General features: G+C 44.8%; 23 protein-coding genes. 17 read left to right on the top strand and 6 right to left on the bottom strand.

From position 1 onward, the window contains the following. The first annotated feature begins 58 nt into the window (after positions 1-58). Positions 59-271, top strand: coding sequence for an MbtH family protein (locus tag OCU74_RS15465; RefSeq protein WP_087481913.1), 213 nt, complete (start codon positions 59-61; stop codon positions 269-271). After that, entirely contained in the window at positions 268-4,380 is a 4,113-nt protein-coding gene (locus OCU74_RS15460; RefSeq protein ID WP_087481912.1) for a non-ribosomal peptide synthetase, read from the top strand. The genes OCU74_RS15465 and OCU74_RS15460 overlap by 4 nt, the downstream gene beginning before the upstream one ends. A 99-nt stretch (positions 4,381-4,479) precedes the next feature. Here OCU74_RS15460 and OCU74_RS15455 read toward each other — a convergent pair whose 3' ends face one another. Further along, the gene (locus tag OCU74_RS15455) at positions 4,480-5,301 is read right to left on the bottom strand and encodes a Cof-type HAD-IIB family hydrolase (protein ID WP_087481911.1); all 822 of its coding nucleotides are present in this window, start codon (positions 5,299-5,301) and stop codon (positions 4,480-4,482) included. Positions 5,302-5,436: 135 nt separating this feature from the next. After that, the gene (locus tag OCU74_RS15450; RefSeq protein WP_087481910.1) at positions 5,437-6,453 is read right to left on the bottom strand and encodes an alpha/beta fold hydrolase; all 1,017 of its coding nucleotides are present in this window, start codon (positions 6,451-6,453) and stop codon (positions 5,437-5,439) included. Between the two features lie 71 nt (positions 6,454-6,524). Here OCU74_RS15450 and rhtB point away from each other — a divergent pair, with 71 nt between their 5' ends. Continuing rightward, complete coding sequence (gene rhtB / locus OCU74_RS15445) at positions 6,525-7,142, top strand: homoserine/homoserine lactone efflux protein (protein ID WP_087481909.1); 618 nt, start codon at positions 6,525-6,527, stop codon at positions 7,140-7,142. An 8-nt stretch (positions 7,143-7,150) separates the two neighbouring features. Then, a complete protein-coding gene (locus OCU74_RS15440; RefSeq protein WP_087481908.1) occupies positions 7,151-8,377 on the top strand; it encodes an EAL and HDOD domain-containing protein in 1,227 nt (408 codons plus the stop codon). Positions 8,378-8,446: 69 nt separating this feature from the next. Here the strand turns inward: OCU74_RS15440 and OCU74_RS15435 are convergent, their stop codons facing one another. Next, positions 8,447-8,917: a Dps family protein gene (locus OCU74_RS15435; protein WP_087481907.1), complete on the bottom strand. Its 471-nt coding sequence runs from the start codon at positions 8,915-8,917 to the stop codon at positions 8,447-8,449. Positions 8,918-9,128: 211 nt separating this feature from the next. On the opposite strand from OCU74_RS15435, the gene OCU74_RS15430 reads away from it, so the two are divergent. The 5 genes from OCU74_RS15430 to OCU74_RS15410 all read left to right on the top strand — a co-directional run bounded on the left by OCU74_RS15430 (position 9,129) and on the right by OCU74_RS15410 (position 13,051). Beyond that, positions 9,129-10,130, top strand: a complete 1,002-nt coding sequence (locus tag OCU74_RS15430) for an acyltransferase (RefSeq protein ID WP_087481906.1) — start codon at positions 9,129-9,131, stop codon at positions 10,128-10,130. A 50-nt stretch (positions 10,131-10,180) separates the two neighbouring features. Next, a complete protein-coding gene (locus OCU74_RS15425) occupies positions 10,181-10,552 on the top strand; it encodes a DUF4145 domain-containing protein (protein WP_087481905.1) in 372 nt (123 codons plus the stop codon). Positions 10,553-11,413: 861 nt separating this feature from the next. Further along, the gene (locus tag OCU74_RS15420) at positions 11,414-12,007 is read left to right on the top strand and encodes a lysoplasmalogenase family protein (protein WP_087481904.1); all 594 of its coding nucleotides are present in this window, start codon (positions 11,414-11,416) and stop codon (positions 12,005-12,007) included. Between the two features lie 66 nt (positions 12,008-12,073). After that, positions 12,074-12,316 (top strand): YecH family metal-binding protein, encoded by a 243-nt coding sequence (locus OCU74_RS15415; RefSeq protein WP_087481903.1) that lies wholly within the window; start codon positions 12,074-12,076, stop codon positions 12,314-12,316. Positions 12,317-12,463: 147 nt separating this feature from the next. Then, a complete protein-coding gene (locus OCU74_RS15410) occupies positions 12,464-13,051 on the top strand; it encodes a YhgN family NAAT transporter (protein WP_087481902.1) in 588 nt (195 codons plus the stop codon). A 24-nt stretch (positions 13,052-13,075) separates the two neighbouring features. On the opposite strand, the gene rsmD is transcribed toward OCU74_RS15410, so the two are convergent. After that, positions 13,076-13,678, bottom strand: a complete 603-nt coding sequence (gene rsmD / locus OCU74_RS15405) for a 16S rRNA (guanine(966)-N(2))-methyltransferase RsmD (RefSeq protein WP_087481901.1) — start codon at positions 13,676-13,678, stop codon at positions 13,076-13,078. Positions 13,679-14,087: 409 nt separating this feature from the next. Here rsmD and ftsY point away from each other — a divergent pair, with 409 nt between their 5' ends. From ftsY to glpG, 6 genes are all read left to right on the top strand, one after another. Next, entirely contained in the window at positions 14,088-15,335 is a 1,248-nt protein-coding gene (gene ftsY, locus OCU74_RS15400) for a signal recognition particle-docking protein FtsY (protein ID WP_087481900.1), read from the top strand. Between the two features lie 90 nt (positions 15,336-15,425). Next, positions 15,426-16,100 (top strand): cell division ATP-binding protein FtsE, encoded by a 675-nt coding sequence (gene ftsE, locus OCU74_RS15395; protein ID WP_087482043.1) that lies wholly within the window; start codon positions 15,426-15,428, stop codon positions 16,098-16,100. Beyond that, complete coding sequence (gene ftsX, locus OCU74_RS15390; protein ID WP_087481899.1) at positions 16,090-17,073, top strand: permease-like cell division protein FtsX; 984 nt, start codon at positions 16,090-16,092, stop codon at positions 17,071-17,073. Before ftsE ends, ftsX begins: the two co-directional genes overlap by 11 nt. A gap of 179 nt (positions 17,074-17,252) precedes the next feature. Next, entirely contained in the window at positions 17,253-18,107 is an 855-nt protein-coding gene (gene rpoH / locus OCU74_RS15385) for an RNA polymerase sigma factor RpoH (protein WP_087481898.1), read from the top strand. Between the two features lie 393 nt (positions 18,108-18,500). Continuing rightward, on the top strand, positions 18,501-18,821 hold the full coding sequence (gene glpE / locus OCU74_RS15380) for a thiosulfate sulfurtransferase GlpE (RefSeq protein WP_087481897.1): 321 nt from the start codon (positions 18,501-18,503) through the stop codon (positions 18,819-18,821). Between the two features lie 32 nt (positions 18,822-18,853). Beyond that, positions 18,854-19,684 carry a rhomboid family intramembrane serine protease GlpG gene (gene glpG / locus OCU74_RS15375; protein WP_087481896.1) on the top strand — a complete coding sequence of 277 codons (831 nt, stop codon included), beginning with the start codon at positions 18,854-18,856 and terminating at the stop codon, positions 19,682-19,684. A 13-nt stretch (positions 19,685-19,697) separates the two neighbouring features. On the opposite strand, the gene OCU74_RS15370 is transcribed toward glpG, so the two are convergent. Beyond that, the gene (locus OCU74_RS15370) at positions 19,698-20,108 is read right to left on the bottom strand and encodes a flagellar basal body-associated protein FliL (protein ID WP_087481895.1); all 411 of its coding nucleotides are present in this window, start codon (positions 20,106-20,108) and stop codon (positions 19,698-19,700) included. Positions 20,109-20,273: 165 nt separating this feature from the next. Here OCU74_RS15370 and OCU74_RS15365 point away from each other — a divergent pair, with 165 nt between their 5' ends. Continuing rightward, complete coding sequence (locus OCU74_RS15365; RefSeq protein WP_087481894.1) at positions 20,274-20,819, top strand: chorismate lyase; 546 nt, start codon at positions 20,274-20,276, stop codon at positions 20,817-20,819. After that, the gene (gene ubiA, locus OCU74_RS15360; protein ID WP_087481893.1) at positions 20,816-21,670 is read left to right on the top strand and encodes a 4-hydroxybenzoate octaprenyltransferase; all 855 of its coding nucleotides are present in this window, start codon (positions 20,816-20,818) and stop codon (positions 21,668-21,670) included. The genes OCU74_RS15365 and ubiA overlap by 4 nt, the downstream gene beginning before the upstream one ends. A 78-nt stretch (positions 21,671-21,748) precedes the next feature. Here ubiA and plsB read toward each other — a convergent pair whose 3' ends face one another. Further along, the gene (gene plsB, locus OCU74_RS15355) at positions 21,749-24,178 is read right to left on the bottom strand and encodes a glycerol-3-phosphate 1-O-acyltransferase PlsB (protein WP_087481892.1); all 2,430 of its coding nucleotides are present in this window, start codon (positions 24,176-24,178) and stop codon (positions 21,749-21,751) included. Positions 24,179-24,322 lie beyond the last annotated feature (144 nt).

Here is a 24,322-nt window from a genome sequence, read left to right as displayed (position 1 = left end):
GATAAAGCACAAATATTTCCCTTAGTTGGCAGGAAGGGTGGCAGGGTAGCTAAAAATAATGAATGAAGAAAAATATACCAATCCATTTGATGATCTTAGTCATCGGTTTCTGGTACTGACCAATGACAGAAACCAACATAGTTTGTGGCCTGAATTCAGCCCGGTACCACAGGGCTGGAACGTGGTTTTTGGCCCGGATGAGAAGTCGGCCTGTCTCTGTTATGTCGAACGGAACTGGCAGAATGTTCGCCCCTCCAGGTTTAAATCATGAAGGAATTAATCACTATGTCTCCGAAAAACATGAACGGATTTGTTTCGTCATGGCCTTCGGCTGAACGGCAGTCTGAACACCATGATCATCCGGAAGAATTCTGGTCACAATATGGTCGGAATATATCTCCGCCCGGCTTATCGTCCCGACCGGAGAACCGGGACCGAAAAGGAGTGATTCATCATGTGGTCCGGCTGTCCGATGCATTATTACAACATGATCTTGGGGAATGTGATGACGCTGAAATCGCTCTGGCTTGTGTGTTTCTCTACCTTTATCTGATCTGTGGTCAGGAAAAAGTGACTGTGGGTATGCCGGTCTCAGCCTCTGGGGATGCGCTCTTCGGTGCCAGAGAGAAAGTGTGTCCCGTAAGTCTGACACTTTCGGCAGACATGTCTTTTCCCATGGTGGTTCATGCTCTGAGAAAAACGTTATTTCTGGTTTCCCATGGTCAACAGTATGAGCGTGAAGCGTTCAGTCAGTCCCTAGAGAAATGCAATGCAGCATGGGACGGTCCTTTGCTGAATTTTAGAAAGTCTCTGGGTGATGTTCCGCTTGAGGCAGGGGTGGCAGAAGCACATCAGTTGATACGGAAGCCGGTCAGTGATATTGAATTTTCTCTCTGTTCGGGAGCTAATGGATTTTATCTGGAATTATGTGCCAGTGCTCAGCGATACACTGAGGCCGGATTAGCTATCCATGGCCAGAGGTTTGCACACCTGACCGAACAACTGGCTTCGTACCCGGCGCAGCAGATTGCTGAGTTATCATGGCTGCCACCGCAGGAGAAAAATGATATCCGGACATGGTCTACCGGGCCTGAGTTGCTCTTGTCCGGAGAATACAAAACGATTCTTGATATATTGCAGCAGCAGGTTGGAATGTTTCCGGAACGGGTGGCACTACGTGACGGACAGTATTCATGGACCTTTGCACAACTGAGTGAACAGGTCAGTATTGTTGCCGCTAGCCTGCTGCGTAGCGGAGTACAACGGGGCCATGTTGTTGGGGTCGCTTTACCGAGAAGTGGTCTGGCGGTGATTACGTTATTGTCGATCATGAAATGTGGTGCGGTTTATTTGCCGATTGATCCAGATTATCCCCAGGAACGAATTGATGCGATTCTGGAACAGGCGTGTCCTCATGGTGTTATCACGGACTCGAATGCTTCAGTGTATCTACAGCAAGCTATTCAGAATGCTACAGTGGAGAGATGGGCTGTCGAGCAGCTCCTTTGTCGATGGGAACATTTTCCGGAGGATTATCCGCAACCGGAAAAAGATGACACCGCCTATATTATCTTTACATCAGGCTCGACCGGTAAGCCGAAAGGGGTTTTAAACCGTCATGGCGCATTGCTTAATCTGGCACTGTCTCACAGGAAAACCGTTTTTGGCCGGGCACTGTCCCGGCTGGAGCAATTCCGGGATTTACCCATAGTCAGAGCCGCCCATACGACATCTTTTTCTTTTGATGCGTCCTGGGAACAGATCCTATGGATGATCCACGGGCATACGTTGTATATCTATTCTAATGAACAACGGCGGGATGCTTTTGAAATGACCCGGCTTGTTGAGAAGGATCGTATTGACTCCTTGGATCTCTCTCCATCACTGTTTTATCAGATGCTGGAGGCTGGGTTGATGACCCGGTCTCATGTGCCGACACTGGTTCTGATTGGCAGCGAAGCCGTGCCATATAAGTTATGGCAAAAGGCCAGTCAGTATCCGGAATTGATCGTGGAAAACTTCTATGGGCCGACGGAATATACGGTTGATGCAGTAAGTGCCACGCTGCTGGCGGATGATACGCCGGTTATCGGTCGTCCGATCGCAAATACCCGGACTTATGTTTTAGATGAATCGCTCATGCCAGTCCCAACAGGTTGTGTCGGAGAACTTTATCTTGCCGGAGAAGGAATGGCGCAGGGATATCTGAATCAACCTGGAATGACAGCTGAGCGTTTTGTGGCGAACCCGTTTGCTGCCGGTGATGTGATGTATCGTACCGGGGATTTGGTTCGCTGGTATGAGAATGGTCAGCTTGCATTTGTCGGGCGCTGTGATGACCAGGTTAAAATCCGGGGTTACCGGATAGAACTAGGGGAAGTCGAAAGTGCGTTGTCAGTGCAGAAAGGTGTCAGTCAGGCCGTCGTCCTTGCCCAACCTTTTGCCGGGACTCACCGGCTTATCGGTTTTTGTGTCTTAGATTCAGGGTGTTCCGGACAACCGGATAGTGAAAGTTTGTTAGCGGCTCTGTCTCAGGTTTTACCTGATTATATGGTTCCGGCAGTGATAGTGATTCTGGAACATATGCCAGTCAATCCGAATGGCAAGATCGACAGAAAAATGTTGGCGACAATGCCGGTTTCTCTGACCAGACAATCAGGACGAGCCCCTCAGACTAATACTGAAACTTTTCTGTGTCAGGAGATTCAGTCTTTATTTGGTTTGTCGGCGGTATCGGCAGAAGATGATTTCTTTGCGTTAGGAGGCGATAGTATTTCTGCCATGTCATTGGTGAACCGGGTGCGTCAGCATGGATATATTCTGAAAGCGAAAGATATTTTCGCACAGAAGACTCCGGAAAAAATAGCACTGAAAATTGAGTCCCGTAAAGACAGGCAAACATTACCTGTTCCGCCTTCCTTTGGCTGCGGTATTCAGATAAGTGATGCAGAAAAAGCAGAGTTTACGGCGGTATATGGTGCCATTCAGGAAATCATTCCGACGTTACCCGTTCAGGATGGATTGCTGTCTATGGTTCGTTCCGGCAGTCAGCATAGTAATTACAATGCACTGACAAAAATGAGATTTGTCGGAGAGATGGATGTAATGCGTTTACAAAGAGCTCTGGATGAAGTCGTTCTTTGTCATCCCCAACTGCTGGCCCGTTTTGACTTGCGTATATTAGGTCGTCCTGTTCAGGTGTTACCGGAAGTTCCGAATGACCGTGATGACAGGTGCACAGGCTTATGGCCACTGGAAATCTGTTCCCTCCACACTCTGAGTTCTGAAGAGCAGGATAGTGCTCTGGCAGCAATTGAAGGCCGGGAAGTTTTACGACCATTTGATATGCTGGATTCCCGGCAACCGTTGCTTTATGCCGTATTAGTTCATCATCATGATAATCAGCATACACTGTTTCTTTCTGAACACCACTTAGTCATCGACGGGTGGTCAATGCCAATTCTGATTCGGGATCTTTTGCGGGCGTACTATCAGGAAACTCTGGACACACCGGAGTGCCCTGAGAGTTATGCACGTGTTGTCAGTCAGTTGGCATCCCGGGACAAATCGTTTGCCAGACAAATATGGACACGGACGCTTGCCGGTGCTGAACCGACACTGGTATATCAGGGCGAAATACCGGCGACTCAGGTTAAAGAAGCTTCATTCAGCTTATCACCACAGATGACACAAAAATTGACCGCACTTTGCCGACAAAATGGGTTGACCGTGAATTCATTGATGCAAGGTGTGTGGGGAATGGTTCTGGGCGCAATGACAGGTCGTAAGGATGTAGTTTTTGGCTCACCGATATCCGGGCGTTTTTGTGATATTGAAGGGATTGAGTCCTATGTCGGGTTGTTTACCAATACAATTCCGGTTCGTATCCGGCTTCGACCGGAAATTTCCCTGATTGAACAGCTACGGGAGATTCAGTCGGAACAGATCCATTTGTCTGAGCAGGACATGTTGGGACTGGATGAGATACAGCAGCTCACAAATAAGGAATGCTGGTTTGATACGATGTTATCTGTCGATAACTATCCGAATTACGATCATTGGTTTTCAACCGATTATGATGGGATGAAACTGACAGCAATGGAGAACCGGGGATATACACATCTGCCGCTGACGATTTTTGTGACGCCCGGAGAATCGCTGGAAGTTCTGGTTGCTTACCGCTCAACACGATACTCTCCTCAACATCTGGCGAGTCAGCTCGAACAGTTATTGATTCAGATTATTGAGCGTCCGATGATTCCGCTGGAGCAATATTCGTTGAGTCCGGTTGCAATACTGCCGCAGAACTCCGGTAGCGCGCTAAAAAGCTTACCTGTAGATTCGGTAACGATGGTGCAGAAAGTCAGTATGCTGATGTAAATTCAGTGTGCTGATCCGGAGTGGTTGTCACCATGATGGTGACAACCCGGAACTGTCCTCAGGTGCAGATTGTCACTGACTATGAAATCTGAGTGCTGTTTACAGTAAATGCGTGTTGAGATAATGCGCAACAGCATCGTCTTCATTACTGCCGATTCGTTCAATTTGCGGCAGTGCAGACAATACCTTCTCATGGGCAGTATTCATCACAAGTCCCCGCCCGGCCATCGAGAGCATTTCAACATCATTCATACCGTCTCCGAAAGCAAGACAGTGAGTCAGCGTTTTGTCCAGTGAATTGGCGACGACCTGTAGTGCATGTCCTTTTGATATTTCCGGTCCCATGACTTCGAGACACCATGGACTGGAGAATGCGATAGTAACCCGCCCGGCGAAGCGCTGATTCAGCATTTCTTCGTAGTGTGCCAGAGCGTCATGGCTGCGTTGTTTGTGAGTGAAGAATATCTTTGACACGTTATCCAATGGTGGGTTTTCCGGATCAAACAACTGAAAAGTAAAACGGGAATCATTGTGATATTGCCTGAGAGCTTCGTCTGCCTGACTGATAAGCCATTGATCTTCATGATATAGATGAATATAGATATCTTCGTCATCTTTACAGACATCTATCAGACTCTGGATCATTTCTGCCGGTACGTTGCGGCTGAACATCAACTGGTTATCAGGGCTATGGATACGGGCTCCATTAGACGTGATCATAAACGCAGGGATACCTGCGATTTCCCGGATTCCAGCCACATCAACATGGTGACGCCCGGTCGCAAAGATAAATGTATAACCTTTCTGATGGAGTGTTTTCAGCGTGCTCTTGGTAAATGAACTCAATTTATGGTCCGGGGCGAGCAGTGTACCATCAAGGTCAGAAGCAACAATGCGAATATCTTTGCTGGTTGACGTCATAAAATCCTCATTAGATAGAAACAAATACAAAACTGCGTTATTGACTATTTTACGAAAAGATAAAGGGGAAGAAGAGGGTAAAATCATCAGATCTGACTTTCCTCTTTTTCTCTAAGTGTTGTCGAAGGGAATATATCAATAAGCTGAGACCGCTGATACATCTGGGCTACAGGATGAAAAGTGTTTAAGAATTTCATCCAGTGTTGGGGTTCTGTACTGATCCGTTTCGAATAAAAGCTCGTGCTTTGCCCCTGCGATATTCACAAGGTCGATCTGCGGATTGGTTTTTGCGACTTTACGACAAAACAAATCTTGCGCATGGTTGTTGACGATCGTGTCTTCACCTGCCTGTAGTATCAGGGTGGGAAGTGTGATTTGCCGGGTAAGCTGGTGGCATTGACGAATCGCGATCAGACTTTGCCAGACCCAATGAGTACTGGGACCGCCGATTTTTAGTTCGGGATGCTCTTCATAAAGTGCTCTGAACCACTGATATCTGATCTGGCTGTGAGTTAGTGGATTGTCTTCAAATGGTTTCGGGTAGTAAGCCTGATAACCCGGAGCATATGTTGGTTTTGCAGATAGACCGGATAAAATCTGAGTCAGAGGCAGAGCGATTGGGCGAAGCAGACGAGGAATATTCAGACCAAACATCGGTGCCGTTAATGCCATCGCATGAAATCCATGTCTGGGATGAGTCTGAATATACCGGGTGACCACGGCTCCTCCCATTGAGTGAGCTAACAGAAACCGGGCCTGATAAGTTTTTGTCTCTATATGCTCGAGGAGTGTTTCCATGTCACGTATGTAATCATCAAATTCACCGACATGTCCGATTTGTTCATCATCACAAAGCCGCGCCGAAAAGCCCTGACCACGATGATCATAAGTATAAATGTCATACCCTTGTCTGAATAAGTCGTAGAGTAATTCCTGATATTTCCATGTTGATTCGATACGACCATTAGCAATAAATATCATCTGGTTATGATCGGGATGAGTGAAGCGACACCAGTAGAGTTGTTTCCGGTCAAATGCCGGGATCGTTCCCTCTTGTCTATTTTCCCAAAAACACGAAATATCATTGTTGATTGCTTGCTCAAAGAGAGACTCTTGCGTATAAGGGTAGGTCGGTATTGAATGTTGGTTCATAATCGGACTTATTGCTGATAGTATTCGCAATACTAAGATTTTTAAGCGTAGTTTAGTATAGAGGAATTCCCATGGAACTACACGTCTGGCTGGCTTATGTGGCCACGGCGGTTATTTTTAGTCTGGCTCCGGGGTCAGGGACCGTAAATTCAATCAGTAACGGATTAAATTACGGAACCCGTAAGTCTCTGTTTGCCATTGCCGGGCTTCAGTTGGGATTAGGTTTTCATATTCTTTTGGTTGGTGCTGGTATTGGTGCGCTGGTTGCGCAATCCGCTCTTGCTTTCAGTATCATCAAATGGATTGGCGTTGCTTATCTTGTCTGGCTGGGAATACAAAAGTGGCGGGATTCCGGTACTCCTTTTCATCCTGATGCTCAAATCTCTCATCAGCCTTGGGCCATGCTACGTAAATCAATGCTGATCAATCTGACTAATCCGAAATCAATCGTTTTCCTTGTCGCGCTTTTCCCCCAGTTTATTCAACCGGAGCAACCTCAAATGATGCAACTGATCATTTTGGGGGGAACAACGGTAATCATTGATACATTAGTTATGCTGACATATACCACACTTGCAGCAAAGTTAGGGCGGTTTGCCCGATCTGAATCGGTTATGCGCCGTCTGAACAAGATCTTTGGGTCAGCATTTTTAGGTTGTGGGGCTTTATTAGCTGTGGCGAAGGCCTAGGTTCGAAAATGCGATATACATATGTTGCCCGTCAGCCGATATTAAATGCAAAAGGTGTGACGTTAGGCTACGAGTTACTTTTCCGGGATGGGGAAATGAATGCTTTTCCATCTCATGTCAGTTCAGAACGGGCAACATACCGTTTGATTGCCGAAAATTTTCTGACCCTTGGCAGGACATCGGACAGAAGAACCTCCCGCTGCTTTATTAATTTCCCTTATAAAAGTCTGATCCGTCGCCTCCCTTTTATGCTACCTAAACACCAGATTGTCGTTGAAGTTCTGGAGACCTGTGAGCCGACAGATGCGTTATACAGTGTTGTCCGCGATTTATACCGTCAGGGATATTTGCTGGCTTTGGATGATTTTGTCTATTCTCCGGCCTGGGAACGCTTTCTTCCCTATGTACATATTGTGAAGCTGGACATTATGGCCATGGGTGTAGATGAGGCCTGTCAGTTTGTACAGCAGAAAATATCCAGTGACTGTAAATGTCGTTTTCTGGCAGAGCGTGTAGAAACGGAAGCGGAGTTTCTTCAGACGAAGGCCGCCGGTTTTTCTTTCTTTCAGGGATATTATTTCAAGAAGCCTCAGGTGATGAAAAGGCAGTATGTTATGCCTGAGTATCTGACGGCGATGAACTTATTCAACGAAGTCTGCCAGACTGAAGTAAATTTTGATCGAGTGGAAGAAATACTGTCACAAGATGTGGCCTTATCTTATAAGTTACTGCGTTTTGTGAATGCACTCTCGGATCGTATCTGTGTCAGTATTTCATCTTTTCGTCAGGCTCTTATTTATTTAGGACAGGAGAAACTCAGGTCTTTCGTCTCTCTGACGGTTGCATCTTATGTTGCCGTGAATAAGCCCAAAGAACTTTACCGGTTATCTTTACAGCGTGCACACTTTTGTCAGCTGATGTCGGTTCATGCACCTTTCCGTGAATTAAAAGCTCAGGCATTTATGATCGGACTTTTTTCTGTGCTGGATGCGATTCTAGATACTTCAATCGATGATTTAATGGAACAACTGCCGTTACCTGAACCTGCCAAAGAAGCGTTAGCGAAGCGAGAAGGCGCCTTTGGTGATCTACTGACAATTCAGGAATATTTTGAAAAAGGGGACTGGCATGGCGTTGAAACTGAGAGCCAGAAAATCGGTATTCCGGTCGAGGAAGTCAGTCAGTCACTCTATGAGGCATTATGCTGGAGCAATAATGCACAATATGTTGTCTAAACGCTTCCTCTGACCGATTATCTTCAAAACCAGTGAGTGGTATCGCGAGCCCTCAGCCTGAGGTTATTTTTACTGTAACCAGGCATTGAACATCCAGATTTGTTTTTCCTGCTCCCGGATATAATCACTCATTAACGCTGCTGTTCCTTCGTCACTAGCTTCTCCGGCAATGTTCAGAATTTCTCTTTGCTGTTTGACCAGTGTTCCAAATCCCTGAACCAGACCTTCTACTGTCGATTTAGCCTGAGAAGCCTGTTTGTGCTCCTGAATTTCTGAGCGAGTGACGTAATCACTAAAAGTATGGAGAGGTGTACTTCCCAGAGTCAGAATCCGCTCGGCAATCTCATCGATTTTAATCAGTAGGTCAGTGTATATTTCTTCGAATTTTACATGAAGTTCAAAAAACTCAGGTCCTTTGATATTCCAGTGATAACCCCGGACATTCATATAGAATACCTGATAGTTTGCGAGTAACTGATTTAAGGATGTAGCAAGTTTTTGGCTGGCGGTATTGTCTAGCCCAATTACGTTCGTTTTCATAGGACACCTCACGATTCATCTGTATTCTTTCTGAATTAGATTCATCATACGTAGCATAATTAATAAGATAAATTCGGTTAAATTTATTTTATTAATTGATGATACCTATCAAAGTGAAGTTCTGACATCAGCCTGAACAAAATATAACCACAGATTGTTGTACAGGATCGAGATATCGCTAGAGTCACCGGAAGAGAAAAGGAGATATGCGATGGCTCCCGGGCGGGTTTTCTATTTTGATTTGCTGCGTTGTCTGGCAGCGTTATTTGTTGTTGGTATTCATGTCTTGGGACCATTTCGTCACCAATTCGGTGTGATTCCTTTTGACCATTGGGCGGTTGCTGCCGGGTTAAATGGGATTAGCCGTTGGGCTGTTCCGGTATTTATTTTGGTTTCAGGAGCACTTTTAGTCGGTGATCCGCGTCCGTTTGAATGGAAATATTACATTAAGCGCAGAGTCCTGAAAGTGGTTGTCCCATTTCTGGTCTGGTCGGTTTTTTATGCATACCTGTCAGGCTGGAATGCCAGCGGTTTTGATGCCGAGACAGTAAAGATGAGATTGTCAGAGATGATGAACGAAGCAACATACTATCATCTTGGCTTTTTTTATTACTTTATTCCCCTGTATTTTCTGGTTCCTGTGTTTCACTGGGCTGTCAGAGAGCACGGATGGTTCGTTCAGGGGTATTTGTTGCTATGGATGATTAGTTCAGTTGCATACCTGTTTTACTGGGATGGTATTTGGTCTGCAACTCTATGGCTTTATTCCGGTTATCTCTTGTTGGGATATTTCCTCTCCAGAGAGGATGTACATCCCAGTCTCTGGATTTTACTGGGAATCATCAGTTTGATCGTGACGGTTTATATGGTGATTCATTTGAGTGTTGAAGCTGAGGCATATACGGTAAAACGATGGCTGTCATATAAGACACTGAATACGATACTTATATCCGGGATGGTGTTCGTTATATGCAGAAAGTGGGGCGCTCGTTTGTCTCCGGTTTACCAGAATGCTGTTCGTTTTATGAGTCGCTATAGCTTAGGTATCTACATTCTTCACCCACTCATTCTATGGCCAATGCATGCTTTTGCGTTAAATTCCGGGCATCCGCTTTGGGTGATCCCATTATGGATTATAATTAGTTATGTCGGGGCTTTGGTGATGAGTTGGATATGTGCTCGTTTCCGGTTGACAAGATGGCTGCTGCCATAGTATCAGGATCGAAGGTTATCCGGATATCAGGAGAAATCGAGAGGGTCGCCATGTCAGAAATTGAGAAAGTTATTATCAGAACACGAAAACTGGAGCATCTACTCCGTGTTCAGTACCACGCTGAAGGACGTGGATTGCATCAGTTGATATCAAGCTGTGAAGATCGGTTACCACATGATGTCATCAAGAAGCTGAGATATATTGCGACAATCCGTAACAAGCTGCTTCATGAAGCAGATTATTCATTGGATGACTGTGAGTCATTTCTGGAAGTCTATGATGAGTGTATGAAAGAGTTGACTCCCAGAAGTGGTCGTTTTATCTGGCGAGCCGCAATTTCTTTGATGATGATTATTACTTTACTTGCACTCGGTGTGTACTACATACACTGGGAGTTTGTTTCTTCTAAATTATTTGAATAATTAATTAAATAGAAAAGAAAAAGGGACGCTAATGCGTCCCTTTTCTTGTATGTCAGTATATCAGTAAAACAGAGGCAGCGTCATAAGGCCGAGAATTACTGCAATCATGACAAGCCCCTGCTTTTGAGATGAAGTGATCATAACACTGCTCCTATATCTGGTTAGCTAATATTTATACAGAATAGCATTTTTTCAGGATTGATCAAATTCATTTTGTAAAATCTTTGAAAAGGTATGTTTAGTTTACTGATATGACATCTATTTGTCGGTTTTTTGTGAGTATTTTAGCTGTATGTTCTTTGTGCGTTATGGGTTTCTTGTTGTAAAATCTTAATTAACTTTTTGATTTTATTTGAAAAATAAAAAATATTTAAATGGTGTTTATTTGCGCTTGTTTCTTTTGGTGATTTACCTTGGGTTCTGGTGTTTTTGGTATTTATTTCTCAAAAAGTGAGTCTCACTAACAACATGTTTGATAATAGTTATCAGCTGTATGTCTTTAGCAAGAGCTTGTAAGAGGTCTGACGTGATTTTTTTCTATTATTTATTGATGAGGCATGGTTATGAGGTTTTTACATAACTAATGTTATTTAATCGTCTGTTTATTATGGATTTATTGATTCTGTTTTTTTACTGTTTATACGATTTTATCTCTGATTCAATTCATTTGTACAATGTTTTTATCTGAGAAAGTCGGTTTGTCTGATGATTTTTGATAATGTATCCATTCTTATCGATGTTGACTCGTTTTTATACAGGATGAATTTACTACCTTACTCAGATCCAAGTTTTTGAAAGCGCCGGTGGATTTCTCATAAAACGGCTATAAACTAGCATCTGTTCAACTCGAGGGTAGTTTGTATGCAGGAAAGCCATGTTGGTCACCAAACCAGACTCTCTTTTTATCTGGTTTTGATTTGCACCACTGTATTACTGGTATTAATGTGGGGTTTGACACCGGAATCGACAGCCTCTGTCGTCTGGAGTTCGGTGGCATTATGTGGTTGTCTGATTTTTAGCTGGTCCTTCATCGGTCAGACTCGGGCTCGCTTATCTTTTTTTTCTTTTCTGCTGAGTTGTGTGGCTTTCAGTCTGGCTTACTGGCAGCATATTGTTCATCCGATTCAATGGTGGTTACCGATCACATTGATCGCGATCGGCATCGTCTTATATTTGCTTTTCCTGCCTTATATCGATACACGCATGACGGTAGTTGCCGTTTTGGGGATAGGATTGCTCGGCTTGATTTGGTCTGCCAGTGAATGGTGGCTTCAGGTCCGAAGCTGGGATTCCTGGGAGGCTTTCGTTGGTGCAGCTTTATGGTTTACGGTTTTTTTCCGGGTCATGGTCTATCCTGGTCAGAAAAAACAAGGTGAGGTTTCGTTTTTGACTACTGCCGGATTTCTGCTGGCTTTATGTCTGCTGGTTGTTTCGCTCTTACCCTATCACTCTTGATGGCGTGATATTCGCTATCAATCAGCAAGCGTTTTACAGTGAACGTTTTTATGTGGAGAAATAAAAGTGGCTACTGAAATTCATGCTCACAAGGTTTTAGACTTGTTGCGCGAAGCTCCTATGAGTAAAGCTGAACTGAAAGAGAAAATTCAGCAAACCTACGGCTCGGAGGCTCGCTTCCGGACTTGCAAGTTGGCCGGTTTTGATGTGGATAGTCTGTTGCTGTTTTTCGAAGCAAAGCAGAAGATCATTGAAGACTCTGGCCTCTGGATGTTGAATGAAGGACGAATTTGTTCCCACTCCCATTAGAATTGGCGGTATCCGGCTTCGTTTCGGGCTGTTCTCCGGCGGTAAACTCCTGTGTACAGGTATTCTCGATGGGGCAATCCGGGCATCGAAATCTTTCTTTCAGGTTGTTATACTTCATTTTTTTGATAAATCGTCTGAGATCTGAGTATGGAAATTCTATCCGTAGCGACCATGATGTTTTTGATTATGGACCCGCTAGGCAACCTCCCGATTGTGCTGGCAATATTAAAACACTTGGATCCGAAGCGGCGGCGTATTGTGTTGGTGAGAGAGCTGCTTTTTGCGCTTCTTATCTTAATGATTTTTCTGTTTGCCGGTAGAAATATACTTGGGTTTCTGAAGGTAGCTCCGGAGACATTGAGTATCTCCGGGGGCGTGATCCTGTTTATCATTGCGATCAAGATGATTTTTCCCAGTGCCGGCTCAATTACTGGCCTGGCTGCCGGGGAAGAACCTTTCATTGTACCAATGGCGATCCCGATGATTGCCGGCCCTTCCCTGATCGCATCATTGCTGGTGTTTTCATCACAATTTCCGAACCATTTAGGCGAACTGGCTTTAGCTGTTTTTCTGGCCTGGACAGGGACATCTTTTATTTTGATGTTTTATGATTTCTTCCACCGGATTCTGGGAGAGAAAGGTCTGAAGGCTGTGGAACGTTTGATGGGATTATTGCTGGTTATGGTTTCGACACAGATGTTTCTGGATGGTATCAAGAGCTATATGACTGGCTAAGCCAGTCATTTGGATATACGGTCTTTATGCATTTCTCTGGAATAAACGGTAACAGACCTGGCCTGCGACTTTCTCCCGGTGGAGTTTCCAGGACGGCGGGATGGTCGAAACAGGCCATTCCTTTTCGCTTTCTATATAAATAAGTGCATTTTCATGCAGCCATTGACCTTGTTCCAGTAAATGGAGTGTCTCTTCCAGTAATCCTTGCCGGAATGGTGGATCGATGAAAACGATGTCGTAGGGTTCTGCCGGTGGCGTCTGAGCGAGATAAATACGCGTGTCTGCCTGAACAATTTGCAGATGACTGGCTGACAGTGTTTGCTGATTTTGCTTCAGTTGCCGCAAAGCATCAGGATTTTTCTCAATCATGGTCACAAACTCAGCCTGACGTGATGCTGCCTCAAAGCCAAGACTGCCTGAACCCGCAAACAAATCCAGGCACCGGGCTTTGGGAAGATCAGTTGCCAGCCAGTTGAAGAGAGTTTCTTTCACTCTGTCTGTCGTTGGTCTCAGGCCTTCAGCGTCGTGGACAGGAAGTTTCCGGCCTTTCCACAATCCACTAATAATCCGAATGAAGCCCGATTTGTCTTTTTTTTGTGACTTGTTTGGCTGGCGATGTTTTCCCATGATTTTTTGACCGAAAATAAAGTGTTAATATAGCCGCCCCGTATGTTTTATTTGCAGGCGGGTGAAGATACGAATCTTATAATGGCGAAGTTTACCAGTCTGAGTTGATATTTTTCACTGCTTTGTCATTTTTCTTTCCTGTAGAGCGTAAATTTTCAGCGGAAAGAATGGTACTAACGAGCTGAATATTTTTTCACAGGAGCCTTGCCGGGAGAGTATTAGGGATAGTCGCGCAATAAGATGACGTCATGATTGGAACTGGTATGATACTTAAATGATCTCAAAATACTGTTTCAGCGAGAATCATCTGGTGTTGAGGCAAGGCAGTGACTTGAGCCAGAGTCAATCTGTGGCTTAAATCGATGTATACAACTTTTTGAACAAATGAATAGATTCAGGATATTTCCAGATGACAGAAAAAAAGAAACGCGGCCTGCTGTCATGGCTTGGTTTTGGTGATGAAGATGCTTCTCATGAAAAGGATGAGGTAGCTGAAGCTTCTGCCTCGACAGTTGTGGGTGAAGATGTCCCGGAGATAAGTGAGTCTGCGGAAGAAATTGCGACACATGAAAATGAGTCTGACCAGGAAGAAAACCCTGAGGCTGAACTGCTGGTGGATGAGACTGAGGACGAAGTCGTTGAGACCACGGTTACCACTGCTGAGGAAGAAACGGATGAAGAACCTGTTCCGGAAGTTCCTCAGCTGGTCAGAGTGGCTGAGCAGGAAAAACCGACAGAAGGCTTTTTCGCCCGTTTGAAAAGAAGCCTTAGCCGGACAAAAGCGAATATCGGTGCAGGCTTTTTTGGTCTGTTTAAAGGTAAAAAGATCGATGACGATCTTTTTGAAGAACTTGAAGAGCAGTTGTTAGTTGCTGATGTCGGCATGGATACGACGCTTAAGATTATTGAAAACCTGACGGAAAAAGCGAACCGGCAGCAGTTGAAGGACGGGGAAGCTTTATACGGGTTGTTGAAAGAAGAGATGGGAGAAATTCTCTCGCATGTCGAACAGCCTTTAGTGATTGATGAGCATAAAACACCTTATGTTATTTTGATGGTTGGTGTGAATGGTGTCGGTAAAACAACCACCATTGGTAAGCTGGCCAAGCAGTATCAGATGCAAGGGAAGAAGGTCATGCTGGCCGCTGGGGATACTTTCCGTGCTGCTGCTGTGGAACAACTTCAGATTTGGGGTGAACGTAATCAGGTTCCGGTTATTGCCCAACATACCGGGGCTGATAGTGCATCAGTTATTTATGACACTATTGAGGCTGCGAAAGCCCGTGGTGTTGACGTCGTGATCGCTGATACCGCAGGGCGCTTGCAGAATAAAGGCAACCTGATGGAAGAATTGCGGAAAATTGTGCGGGTGATGAAGAAGCTCGACGATTCGGCTCCTCATGAAATTATGCTGACATTGGATGCCGGTACCGGTCAGAATGCCATCAGTCAGGCCAAGTTGTTCAGTGAGGTGGCTCCTGTGACGGGGATTACGCTGACAAAACTGGATGGTACAGCCAAAGGTGGGGTTATTTTTGCAATTGCTGATCAATTTAAGATACCGATCCGTTTCATTGGTGTTGGTGAAGGGATCGATGATCTGCGTCCTTTTCAGACTGAAGAATTTATTGAAGCGTTATTTAGTCGGGATGAGTAGTTTAGCTGGAATGAATAAGTTGCTTATTTTATAGCAAAGTTTGCTGTCGGACGGCAAACATGGATTATGCTTGAGAAAGGGGGCAAACGAGTGATCAGATTTCAGCAGGTGAGTAAAGCCTATCGGGGAGGGCGACAGGCTTTACAGAAAGTCGACTTCTACCTCCGTCGTGGGGAAATGGCATTTGTTGGTGGACATTCAGGTGCAGGAAAAAGCACATTACTGAAGTTGATCTGTGCTATCGAGCGTCCCACTGACGGGCGTATTCATTTTAATGGACATGACATTACCCGAATCCCTAACCGGGATATTCCGTTTTTGCGGCGTAACATCGGCATTGTATTTCAGGATCATCGTTTGTTAATGGATCGAAGTGTATACGATAACGTGGCACTGCCGATGCGGATTGAATCGATCTCTGAAAATGAAATTAAGCGGCGGGTTTCTGCGGCTTTAGATAAAACCGGATTACTGGATAAGATCCGTTGTTTACCCAGCCAACTATCCGGAGGGGAACAACAACGGGTCGGAATCGCCAGAGCGGTTGTGAATCGGCCGACCTTGTTGCTTGCTGACGAGCCGACTGGGAACCTGGATCCGGATTTATCCAATCGGATTCTTCGCTTGTTTGAAGAGTTTAACCGGGCTGGTGTGACCATATTGCTTGCGACACATGATATCAGTCTGGTTAATTCCCGGCCTTTATATCGCCACCTTGAGTTAAATCACGGTTTCTTAAGTGAGGTTGAAGATTATGGCCACTAAGCCGAAGAACAGGCGAACCTCCAATTTGAAGAAAAAAAGGGATCAGCAGAAACGTCCTCCCCGTGATCGTTTTCTGACGATACATTACAAACAGGCTAAGTCTTCCTTTTTTGCCCTTTGGCAGCAAAGGCCTTTGGGGAATCTTCTCACTCTGGCAGTGATCTCAATGGCTCTGACAATGCCTGCTTGTCTGTATCTGTTTAGTAAAAATGTTGCATCTGTTGCCGGGCATGTGGCGACACCTGCTCAAATCAGCGTTTATCTGCAGGAAGGAACACCGGAAGCCCGGGTGATGGTGTTGAAAGACGAAATTGAAGTTCGTCAGAGCGTTGGTAAGGTTGAATATATTTCTCCCCAGAAAGGGCTGGAAGAGATGAGTCAACACGCTGGGTTTGAACAGGCAATCAGTTTATTGGATGACTATGCATTACCCGGAGTTTTGGTGATTACGCCGGCTGTGACGAGTCAGTCTGAAGTCAAACAACTGGCAAGGGAGCTTCAGAGTGAACAGGATGTTACGGATGTTCGTCTTGATGAAGATTGGCTGACACGGTTGGATGCAATTAAAAATCTGGCGACTATGGTTGTGGTCAGCCTTTCATTGTTGATGTTTGCTGCCGTATTTCTGATTGTCGGGAATACTTTACGTTTTAACGTACTGGCAAATAAGGAAGAAATTCAAACTATGAAACTGATTGGGGCAACTGATGTTTTTATTTTACGGCCTTACCTGTATTCAGGAATGTGGTTTGGTTTTCTCGGCTCTGTGATTGCATGGTTGTTTACCGCTTTTCTGACTATATTATTTAATGGTGCAGTGAGTGAACTGGCAACACTTTACGACAGCCGTTTCCGTCTTCTGGGGCTGGGCTGGGATGAGTCTCTCTTATTATTAATGATTGGCACGTTACTGAGTTGTGTTGCTGCCAAGTTATCTGCACAGCGTCATCTGAAAGAAATTGAACCTGTATAGAGAATGTGTGTCTTACACCTGTGGTATGAAACTTGTGTTGTCATATGCAACTTATAACGGTGGAAGCTTGACTTCCTGCGGAAAATTGTTTATCTGTATCGGTTGGACTTGGCTGTAGAGCGACAGAGTCCCGACGATAGGTTGAATAAACTCTTAGTCAGAGATTGATGAGGAATTGAATGACAAACCAAACGTATCCAATAGCAGTTGTTACACAAGATAGTCTGGACAGCTATATCCGTTCTGTAAATAGCTATCCTATGTTGAGTGCAGAAGAAGAACGTGAGCTTGCGGAACGACTACACTACAAAGGTGAAATTGAGGCTGCGAAAGGTTTAATTTTGTCGCATCTTCGTTTCGTCGTTCATATTGCTCGTGGCTATTCCGGCTACGGATTACCAATGGCTGATTTGGTTCAGGAAGGTAATATCGGTTTGATGAAAGCGGTGAAGCGTTTTAATCCCGAAGTCGGTGTTCGTCTGGTGTCGTTTGCTGTGCACTGGATTAAAGCTGAAATCCATGAGTATGTTCTACGCAACTGGCGTATCGTAAAAATTGCCACAACCAAAGCGCAGCGGAAGCTTTTCTTTAATTTAAGAAAGTCGAAAAAGCGTCTGGGTTGGTTTAATCACAGTGAAGTTGAAACTGTAGCCAAAGAGCTGGGAGTTGAACCAGCTGAAGTCCGTGAGATGGAATCGCGTCTGGCTGCTCAGGATGCAACTTTTGACATGTCTGTCGATGATGATGACAGTAACTCTGCTTCCGCACCGGTACTTTATCTGGAAGATAAAAGTTCTGATGTTGCTGAGAATCTGGAAAGTACGAACTGGGAACAGCATACCAACCATCGTTTATCTCTGGCGATATCAAGTCTGGATGAACGTAGTCAGCACATTGTGCGTTCTCGTTGGTTGGATGAACCAAAGGCGACTTTGCAGGACTTAGCGGATAATTATGGTGTTTCTGCTGAGCGTATCCGTCAGTTGGAGAAAAATGCCATGAAGAAATTGCGGGATGCTGTCGGGGAAATGTAAGGATTTTCTCCGCAAAGTGAAATTTTAAGAACCGGGATCCCAGTGATCCCGGTTTTTATTTTTGATCCAAAATTGTGCGACAGTGAGAGTAGTTGCCTGTGGATAAGTCTGTGTTCAAATGATTCAGTTAAGGTGGGTGAGTCGTAGTTATCAAGTGCTGATCTAGTATATCCATTTGGGGATATCATGATTCTTACACACAACAAAATAAAGATCATCACTACATATTGTGGATCTTTTCTCTCATTGCTACTTTATCAACACAATCCACAGATTTATCCACTGATGATGCAAAATTGATCAGTGGTGGATAACCTTGCCATTCGACTGTACTGATAGTACGTTGAATAGGTTACAATAAGATTCATCTATAGAGTGCAAGAGTGATAAATTATGGAGCAATTTCAACACATTGATGTTCAGGGTGCACTGAACATGATGCAAGAGCTAGGAGCAACTCTGGTCGACATTCGTGACCCTCAGGCCTTTGCTGTGTCACATGCCGAGTCTGCATTTCATCTGACTAACGATACCATGAATCAATTTATGGCTGATGTAGATTATGAGCATCCGGTGCTGGTGATGTGCTATCACGGTGTCAGTAGTCAGGGAGCAGCACAATATCTTATTAATCAGGGATTTGAGCAGGTATATAGTATTGATGGTGGTTTTGAAGCCTGGCAGAGAGCCAGTTTGCCCGTTATTTCTCAGTAATAGGTTGTCCGGCGTAGAAAAGAGACTCACATATGATTCGTCTGATTACGATCGATAATCCCCGTTTGGGGCAGGCATTTATCGATTATATGGCTTTAAAACGTATTGAAATTGCGATGATGCCGGAAGCTGAAGGGCAGTTTTGTTTGTGGTTGCTCAAAGATGACGATTTATATGAAACTGAGGCAGAACTGAAACTGTTTTTGCAGAATCCCGGAGATACTAAATATAGCGCAGCATCCTGGGCGACGGATAGCAGGCATAAACCTTCATTTCATTATCGTTCTCCTGGTGTTTTACAACTTCTTCAGGCAAAAGCTGGTCACATGACGTTAGGGGTTATGGGACTATGTGTGGTTATATTTATCCTTCAGAGTCTGGGGTTGCAGCAAACGATATTTGATTTGTTTCACTTTCCCGCATCCCAGAGTCAAACCTGGGAAATCTGGCGTTGGGTAACTCCGGCATTTCTCCATTTCTCCATACTGCATATCATTTTTAATTTGTTATGGTGGTGGTTTCTGGGAGGAGATATTGAAAAGCGTCTGGGAGCATGGAAACTGGCAACGCTGTTGGTACTGTCATCTGCCGGCTCCGGTATTGTTCAGTATTGGGTTGATGGACCGGGTTTTGGTGGTTTGTCCGGCGTTGTATATGCGTTAGTTGGGTTTCTCTGGATAGTCGGCTGGAAGAAGCCTGAGCTGGAGCTATCAATACAAAAACCATTACTTGGTTTCATGCTGGTCTGGCTGGTCATCGGTTTTATCCAGCCCTTCATGCCCATTGCAAATAGTGCCCATGTTGCTGGATTGCTGATCGGTGCGGGACTCGGATTTTACGAATCCCGTCGTTTAGCAGATTAAGGCGGCAATGTCGCTACTGATAGATATACTTAGTGAAGAGCAGATCAGCAACAATGGCTCGTCCTGTTTCCGGGAGTAGCAGGTCATTGATTTTTTTCACCAGTGTTTTCCTCAGATCTTCCCGTCCGGCAAGAGATTTTACCGTATCTTCGGTTTGTTTACCCATCAGTTCGACAACAGTATCCCGAATCAGGGGCTGGTGTTTTTCGATGATGGAAAGGTCGGCGCTACTGGCAACCATGATCTCGATGCGAACCTGAATGTAGCCAAGTTCTTTACCTTTTGTAAAGAAGTTGGTGGTTAAGTCAGGCTCCAGCGTAAAATACGCAAGTTTGGGAGCTTCTGCATCTTCTGCTGTATAGCCGGGAGAGGCAGACAACAGGCCTGTCATGAAAATGATGAGGGCTAAATAACGTTTCAGCATAATAATGTTATATCTGACAAAGGTTGATGATATTCGAATTGCTTTGGTCTTGTTACAATAGTTTACTCATTGGTAACAAAATTGACAGCCTTCGACATTTGATTCAAAACAATACCCTAATCAGGATATTATGCAATCACAAAGGCACTCACATAAAATAGTAGTATGCATCAATTAGTTTCGCCTTATCTATCGCTATTAAACCAGATAACCTGGCAGAAATGCGAAAATTTTTGTTTCCCGAGCCCTCTGGTCAGACAATGGTTGCAAGAGCAGGGCTCGCTTTCTCTGTTAATGAAGAAGCACTGCCGAGAGTTATCTGTTGAAGTTTTATATAATGACTGGGCAGACATTTCACTTTTTTCAGAGAAAGAGACTGATCTATTGCACGCTCCTCAGCGTTGTCTGTTACGTCAGGTACTCCTTTCAGGGGATGATTCTCCATGGGTGATCGGTCATACCTTGATTCCTCAACTGATGAATAGTGATTTGTCAGACAATGTTTTCAAGCTGGGATCTCATCCTCTGGGTGATTTTGTCTTTCAGGCGCAATACGTCCGAAGAGATGAGTTACAGGTCGCAAAAGTGGATACTGAAAATGGCGTATTGTGGGCTCGTCGCTCAAGGCTATGGATGGAACATCAGCCTATGCTTGTTACAGAATTATTTTTACCTGAAGCACCGGTATACGTGAAGGAGAACATGGAATGACAGTATCAAAGGTAAAAGCATACTGGCAGTTGATGCGAATGGATCGTCCCATTGGTTCACTGCTGTTGCTATGGCCGACCCTATGGGCATTGATACTTGCTGCGGAAGGTGTTCCGGACCTGAACGTTTTGTTTGTGTTTGTGCTCGGTGTTGTTTTAATGCGTTCAGCCGGATGTGTGATTAACGATTTTGCTGACCGTCATGTTGACGGGCATGTGCAGAGGACCAGCTCACGCCCTCTGCCGGCAGGCCTTGTTAGTGCGAAGGAAGCCGTCGGATTGTTCCTCATTTTGTCACTAGTTTCTTTCTCTTTAGTACTGACAATGAATAAACTGACGATTCAGCTCTCTTTTGCTGCAATTGTCCTGGCATTCATTTACCCCTTTATGAAACGCTATACGAATCTGCCCCAAATTTTTCTGGCAATGGCATTTAGCTGGGCGATCCCAATGGCCTGGGCTGCACAGTCAAACAGTTTACCGGGAGTTGTGTGGTTCATTTTTCTGATTAATTCTTTCTGGACTGTTGCTTACGATACGCAGTATGCGATGGTTGACCGGGAAGATGATTTAAAAATCGGAGTGAAGTCGACAGCTATCCTGTTTGGTCGTTTTGATAAGCTGATTATCGGTATTCTTCAGTTGATAACATTACTGATGCTGATCGGTGTGGGTGTGATGTATCAGCTTGGATCCGCTTTTTACTGGAGTGTTCTGGTGGTTAGTGGTCTATTTGTGTATCAGCAACACCTGATTCGCCATCGTGATCGGACTCTGTGCCTGCATGCATTTCTGAACAATAACTATGTTGGAATGGTCATTACTATCGGTCTATTGGTCTCGGTATGGTGAATTGACATTAAAAAATACAATCGCCATACAAGAAAAGGCATCCGGAGGATGCCTTTTGTGTTTCCGCAGTTAAAAAGATCAATCAACCAGATAGGTACTTTCTCTGATGGTTAACCGAATTTCCGGATAAAGTAATGTGAACATTAACTCGGAGAGTTGTTGGCATTTTTCTGCATGGAACTGCTGATCATGATTGAGATAATCCTGCTGTTTCAGTGTCGTCATCAATGCAGCAAATACACCTTTATCAAAGAATTCCGGTGCATTAATGCCATGAAGTCGTCCCAGACGGCGGGCGATTTCCTGACTGTTTTTTTCCAGTTCACTTTTGCCCATATCCGGTTTGGAGACCAATAGATTAAATGTGATGGCATAGCGCTGTAATGTTTCGGAAATGGTTCTTCCCAGTAAAATCAGGACCTGCGTTCTGGCTGGGTTAATAGCCACAATCTCATCTTCACTCTGGATCAACTCCTGACGCTGTAGTTCCTGTAAATAGGCATCAATGTGGTCGTTCAGTGTTTCAGCCTGATAACTCAGGAACAGTTCTTGACGGATAAACGGATAAATAAGAGCAACATAATCTCGTAGTGTTTCTATCGACAATGACTGATGGCTGACCAGTATCTGAGCGATGAGAGATGGCAGAGCCAGTAAATGGATGATGTTATTCCGATAGTAGGTCATAAGGATCGACTGATGGCGATCCAGAGAGATGATTTCTCCAATGCTATCGGATTCGATCAGAAATTTGTCCAGAGAAGTGGCATGACGTACTAATGCATCGGCACTTTCTGCCGGAATTGTTGCACTTTCTGAATAAGGTACATTGCGCAGAAGCTCAAGATAACAATCGATCTGCTTGACCAGATTTTCTCTGGCAAGCGCCCGTTGACGTGATGCGAGCAAGGCCGTGGCACATAAAGTCATTGCATTGGCTGCTGCCGCATCGTTGATGTGCGTCATCATCTTTGTTGCTAACTGATTCACTACCGGAGTGAGCCACTGAGGACGGCTGCTTCCAACCCGGTCGATATCTTTCGTCCAGTCTGGAACTTCTTCATTCAGAAATTGATTAAGTGGAATTGGCTCGCCAAAATTCACATATCCCTGACCAAAGTTTTTAAGTTTGCGAATGGTTCTCAGAACCAGCCCTGCATTTTCTTTCTCTTTCTGTTTCCCGCTGAGCTCTTTGGCATATGTCGAGACTTCCATAACATGCTCATAGCCAATATATACAGGAACTAATGTTACGGGACGGTTGAGTCCTCTTAACATTGCCTGAATCGTCATTGCCAGCATGCCGGTTTTAGCCGGGAGCAAACGCCCGGTTCTGGAACGTCCGCCTTCACTGAAATATTCAACGGAATAGCCTTTGGTGAACAGATCTGCAAGATATTCCCGGAATACTGTGGAATAAAGTTTGTTACCTTTAAAACTACGCCGGATGAAGAAAGCGCCGCCACGTCGGAAAAGTGGCCCTGCCGGGAAGAAATTCAGATTCAGACCGGCAGCAATGTGTGGCGGTACCATTCCTTCGTGGTATAGCACGTAAGATAAAAGCAGATAGTCCATATGACTGCGGTGGCAGGGCACATAAACAATCTCATGACCGTCCTGTGCCAGTCGGCGGACCCGGGCTGCATTGTGGACATGAATTCCCTGATAGATCCGGTTCCATAACCATTTCAGCAATCGATCACTTTTCCGGACTAAAGAATAAGAGAAGTTGGCTGCAATTTCGTCCAGTATTTTCAATGCTTCTTTCTGGGCTTTCTTACGGGAAACATTCTTGGTTTTTACTTCGTCATTAATCGCATGGCGAATCGCCTGTGACTGCATCAGACGCTGGAATAAAACTTGGCGTTCCGGCAACTGAGGTCCGGATGCTGCAAGTTTCTGACGTGAAAAGTGAATTCGGGCGACTCTGGCAACTTTATGAGCAATCGCTGCATCCGTACCATGATTATCTGCCATATAGCGGAGTGAAACGACTGGGCTGAAGCGGACCAGGCAGTCTCGTCCTGCAAGCAGGACTGCTTTTGCCTTCTGTGGCCCGTTCATCGGTTCGAGATAGGCCTTTCCCTGATTTTGTTTTTCACGGCCAGGCTTTCTGCCCCAAAGTACAGAAGTCGGCAGGAGCTGAATATCGAGTTGAGGATTATCCTGATGAAGCGCTAAAAGCTCAGTAAATTGCGTGACGGATCCTCTCGGAACATATTCGTCGCTATGAATTAATGTCGGTCGGGAAGCAATAAAGATATAGCGGGTTAATTTCTTACCATCAATTTCCAGAGGTTGAAACGGATCCGGCAGCCCCAGTTTTTCAGTCTGTTTCTTCAAAGTTAAAAGGTCGACTGTCGACTGAAACGGTAGTGCATAGACGATCGGTTTTTCCAGATCGATATGATGATCGGCAATTGGATCGGCAGGAACAACCGTACCCTTTGTAAATACAGAAACAGGGATAGTTAACAATGAACGTGATACTGACTGTCGGACTGACATAAAGGTTCGGACTCTCAAGAATGAATAACAAAATAGGTACCATATCGCAACGATACAAATCATCTCAACATGGTTGCCTGAATGTGGTTTAGAATAACAGAAATAGGGGAAACCTTTTACTTATTCACGACTATTTTTTGTGTG

It is taken from the genome of Vibrio mangrovi, assembly GCF_024346955.1.
Lineage (GTDB): Bacteria > Pseudomonadota > Gammaproteobacteria > Enterobacterales > Vibrionaceae > Vibrio > Vibrio mangrovi.
This window is presented reverse-complemented; position numbering and strand designations above follow the sequence as displayed.

Excerpts from the sequence above, each read along its gene's own strand:
- rpoH (WP_087481898.1), top strand. The coding sequence starts at position 17,253 with ATGACAAACCAAACGTATCCAATAGCAGTTGTTACACAAGATAGTCTG.
- OCU74_RS15450 (WP_087481910.1), bottom strand. The coding sequence starts at position 6,453 with ATGAACCAACATTCAATACCGACCTACCCTTATACGCAAGAGTCTCTC.
- OCU74_RS15420 (WP_087481904.1), top strand. The coding sequence starts at position 11,414 with ATGCAGGAAAGCCATGTTGGTCACCAAACCAGACTCTCTTTTTATCTG.
- ubiA (WP_087481893.1), top strand. The coding sequence starts at position 20,816 with ATGACAGTATCAAAGGTAAAAGCATACTGGCAGTTGATGCGAATGGAT.
- OCU74_RS15435 (WP_087481907.1), bottom strand. The coding sequence starts at position 8,917 with ATGAAAACGAACGTAATTGGGCTAGACAATACCGCCAGCCAAAAACTT.
- OCU74_RS15370 (WP_087481895.1), bottom strand. The coding sequence starts at position 20,108 with ATGCTGAAACGTTATTTAGCCCTCATCATTTTCATGACAGGCCTGTTG.
- OCU74_RS15430 (WP_087481906.1), top strand. The coding sequence starts at position 9,129 with ATGGCTCCCGGGCGGGTTTTCTATTTTGATTTGCTGCGTTGTCTGGCA.
- glpG (WP_087481896.1), top strand. The coding sequence starts at position 18,854 with ATGATTCGTCTGATTACGATCGATAATCCCCGTTTGGGGCAGGCATTT.
- rsmD (WP_087481901.1), bottom strand. The coding sequence starts at position 13,678 with ATGGGAAAACATCGCCAGCCAAACAAGTCACAAAAAAAAGACAAATCG.
- OCU74_RS15460 (WP_087481912.1), top strand. The coding sequence starts at position 268 with ATGAAGGAATTAATCACTATGTCTCCGAAAAACATGAACGGATTTGTT.
- OCU74_RS15425 (WP_087481905.1), top strand. The coding sequence starts at position 10,181 with ATGTCAGAAATTGAGAAAGTTATTATCAGAACACGAAAACTGGAGCAT.
- rhtB (WP_087481909.1), top strand. The coding sequence starts at position 6,525 with ATGGAACTACACGTCTGGCTGGCTTATGTGGCCACGGCGGTTATTTTT.
- ftsX (WP_087481899.1), top strand. The coding sequence starts at position 16,090 with ATGGCCACTAAGCCGAAGAACAGGCGAACCTCCAATTTGAAGAAAAAA.
- OCU74_RS15465 (WP_087481913.1), top strand. The coding sequence starts at position 59 with ATGAATGAAGAAAAATATACCAATCCATTTGATGATCTTAGTCATCGG.
- OCU74_RS15365 (WP_087481894.1), top strand. The coding sequence starts at position 20,274 with ATGCATCAATTAGTTTCGCCTTATCTATCGCTATTAAACCAGATAACC.
- OCU74_RS15410 (WP_087481902.1), top strand. The coding sequence starts at position 12,464 with ATGGAAATTCTATCCGTAGCGACCATGATGTTTTTGATTATGGACCCG.
- glpE (WP_087481897.1), top strand. The coding sequence starts at position 18,501 with ATGGAGCAATTTCAACACATTGATGTTCAGGGTGCACTGAACATGATG.
- OCU74_RS15455 (WP_087481911.1), bottom strand. The coding sequence starts at position 5,301 with ATGACGTCAACCAGCAAAGATATTCGCATTGTTGCTTCTGACCTTGAT.
- OCU74_RS15440 (WP_087481908.1), top strand. The coding sequence starts at position 7,151 with ATGCGATATACATATGTTGCCCGTCAGCCGATATTAAATGCAAAAGGT.
- ftsY (WP_087481900.1), top strand. The coding sequence starts at position 14,088 with ATGACAGAAAAAAAGAAACGCGGCCTGCTGTCATGGCTTGGTTTTGGT.
- plsB (WP_087481892.1), bottom strand. The coding sequence starts at position 24,178 with ATGTCAGTCCGACAGTCAGTATCACGTTCATTGTTAACTATCCCTGTT.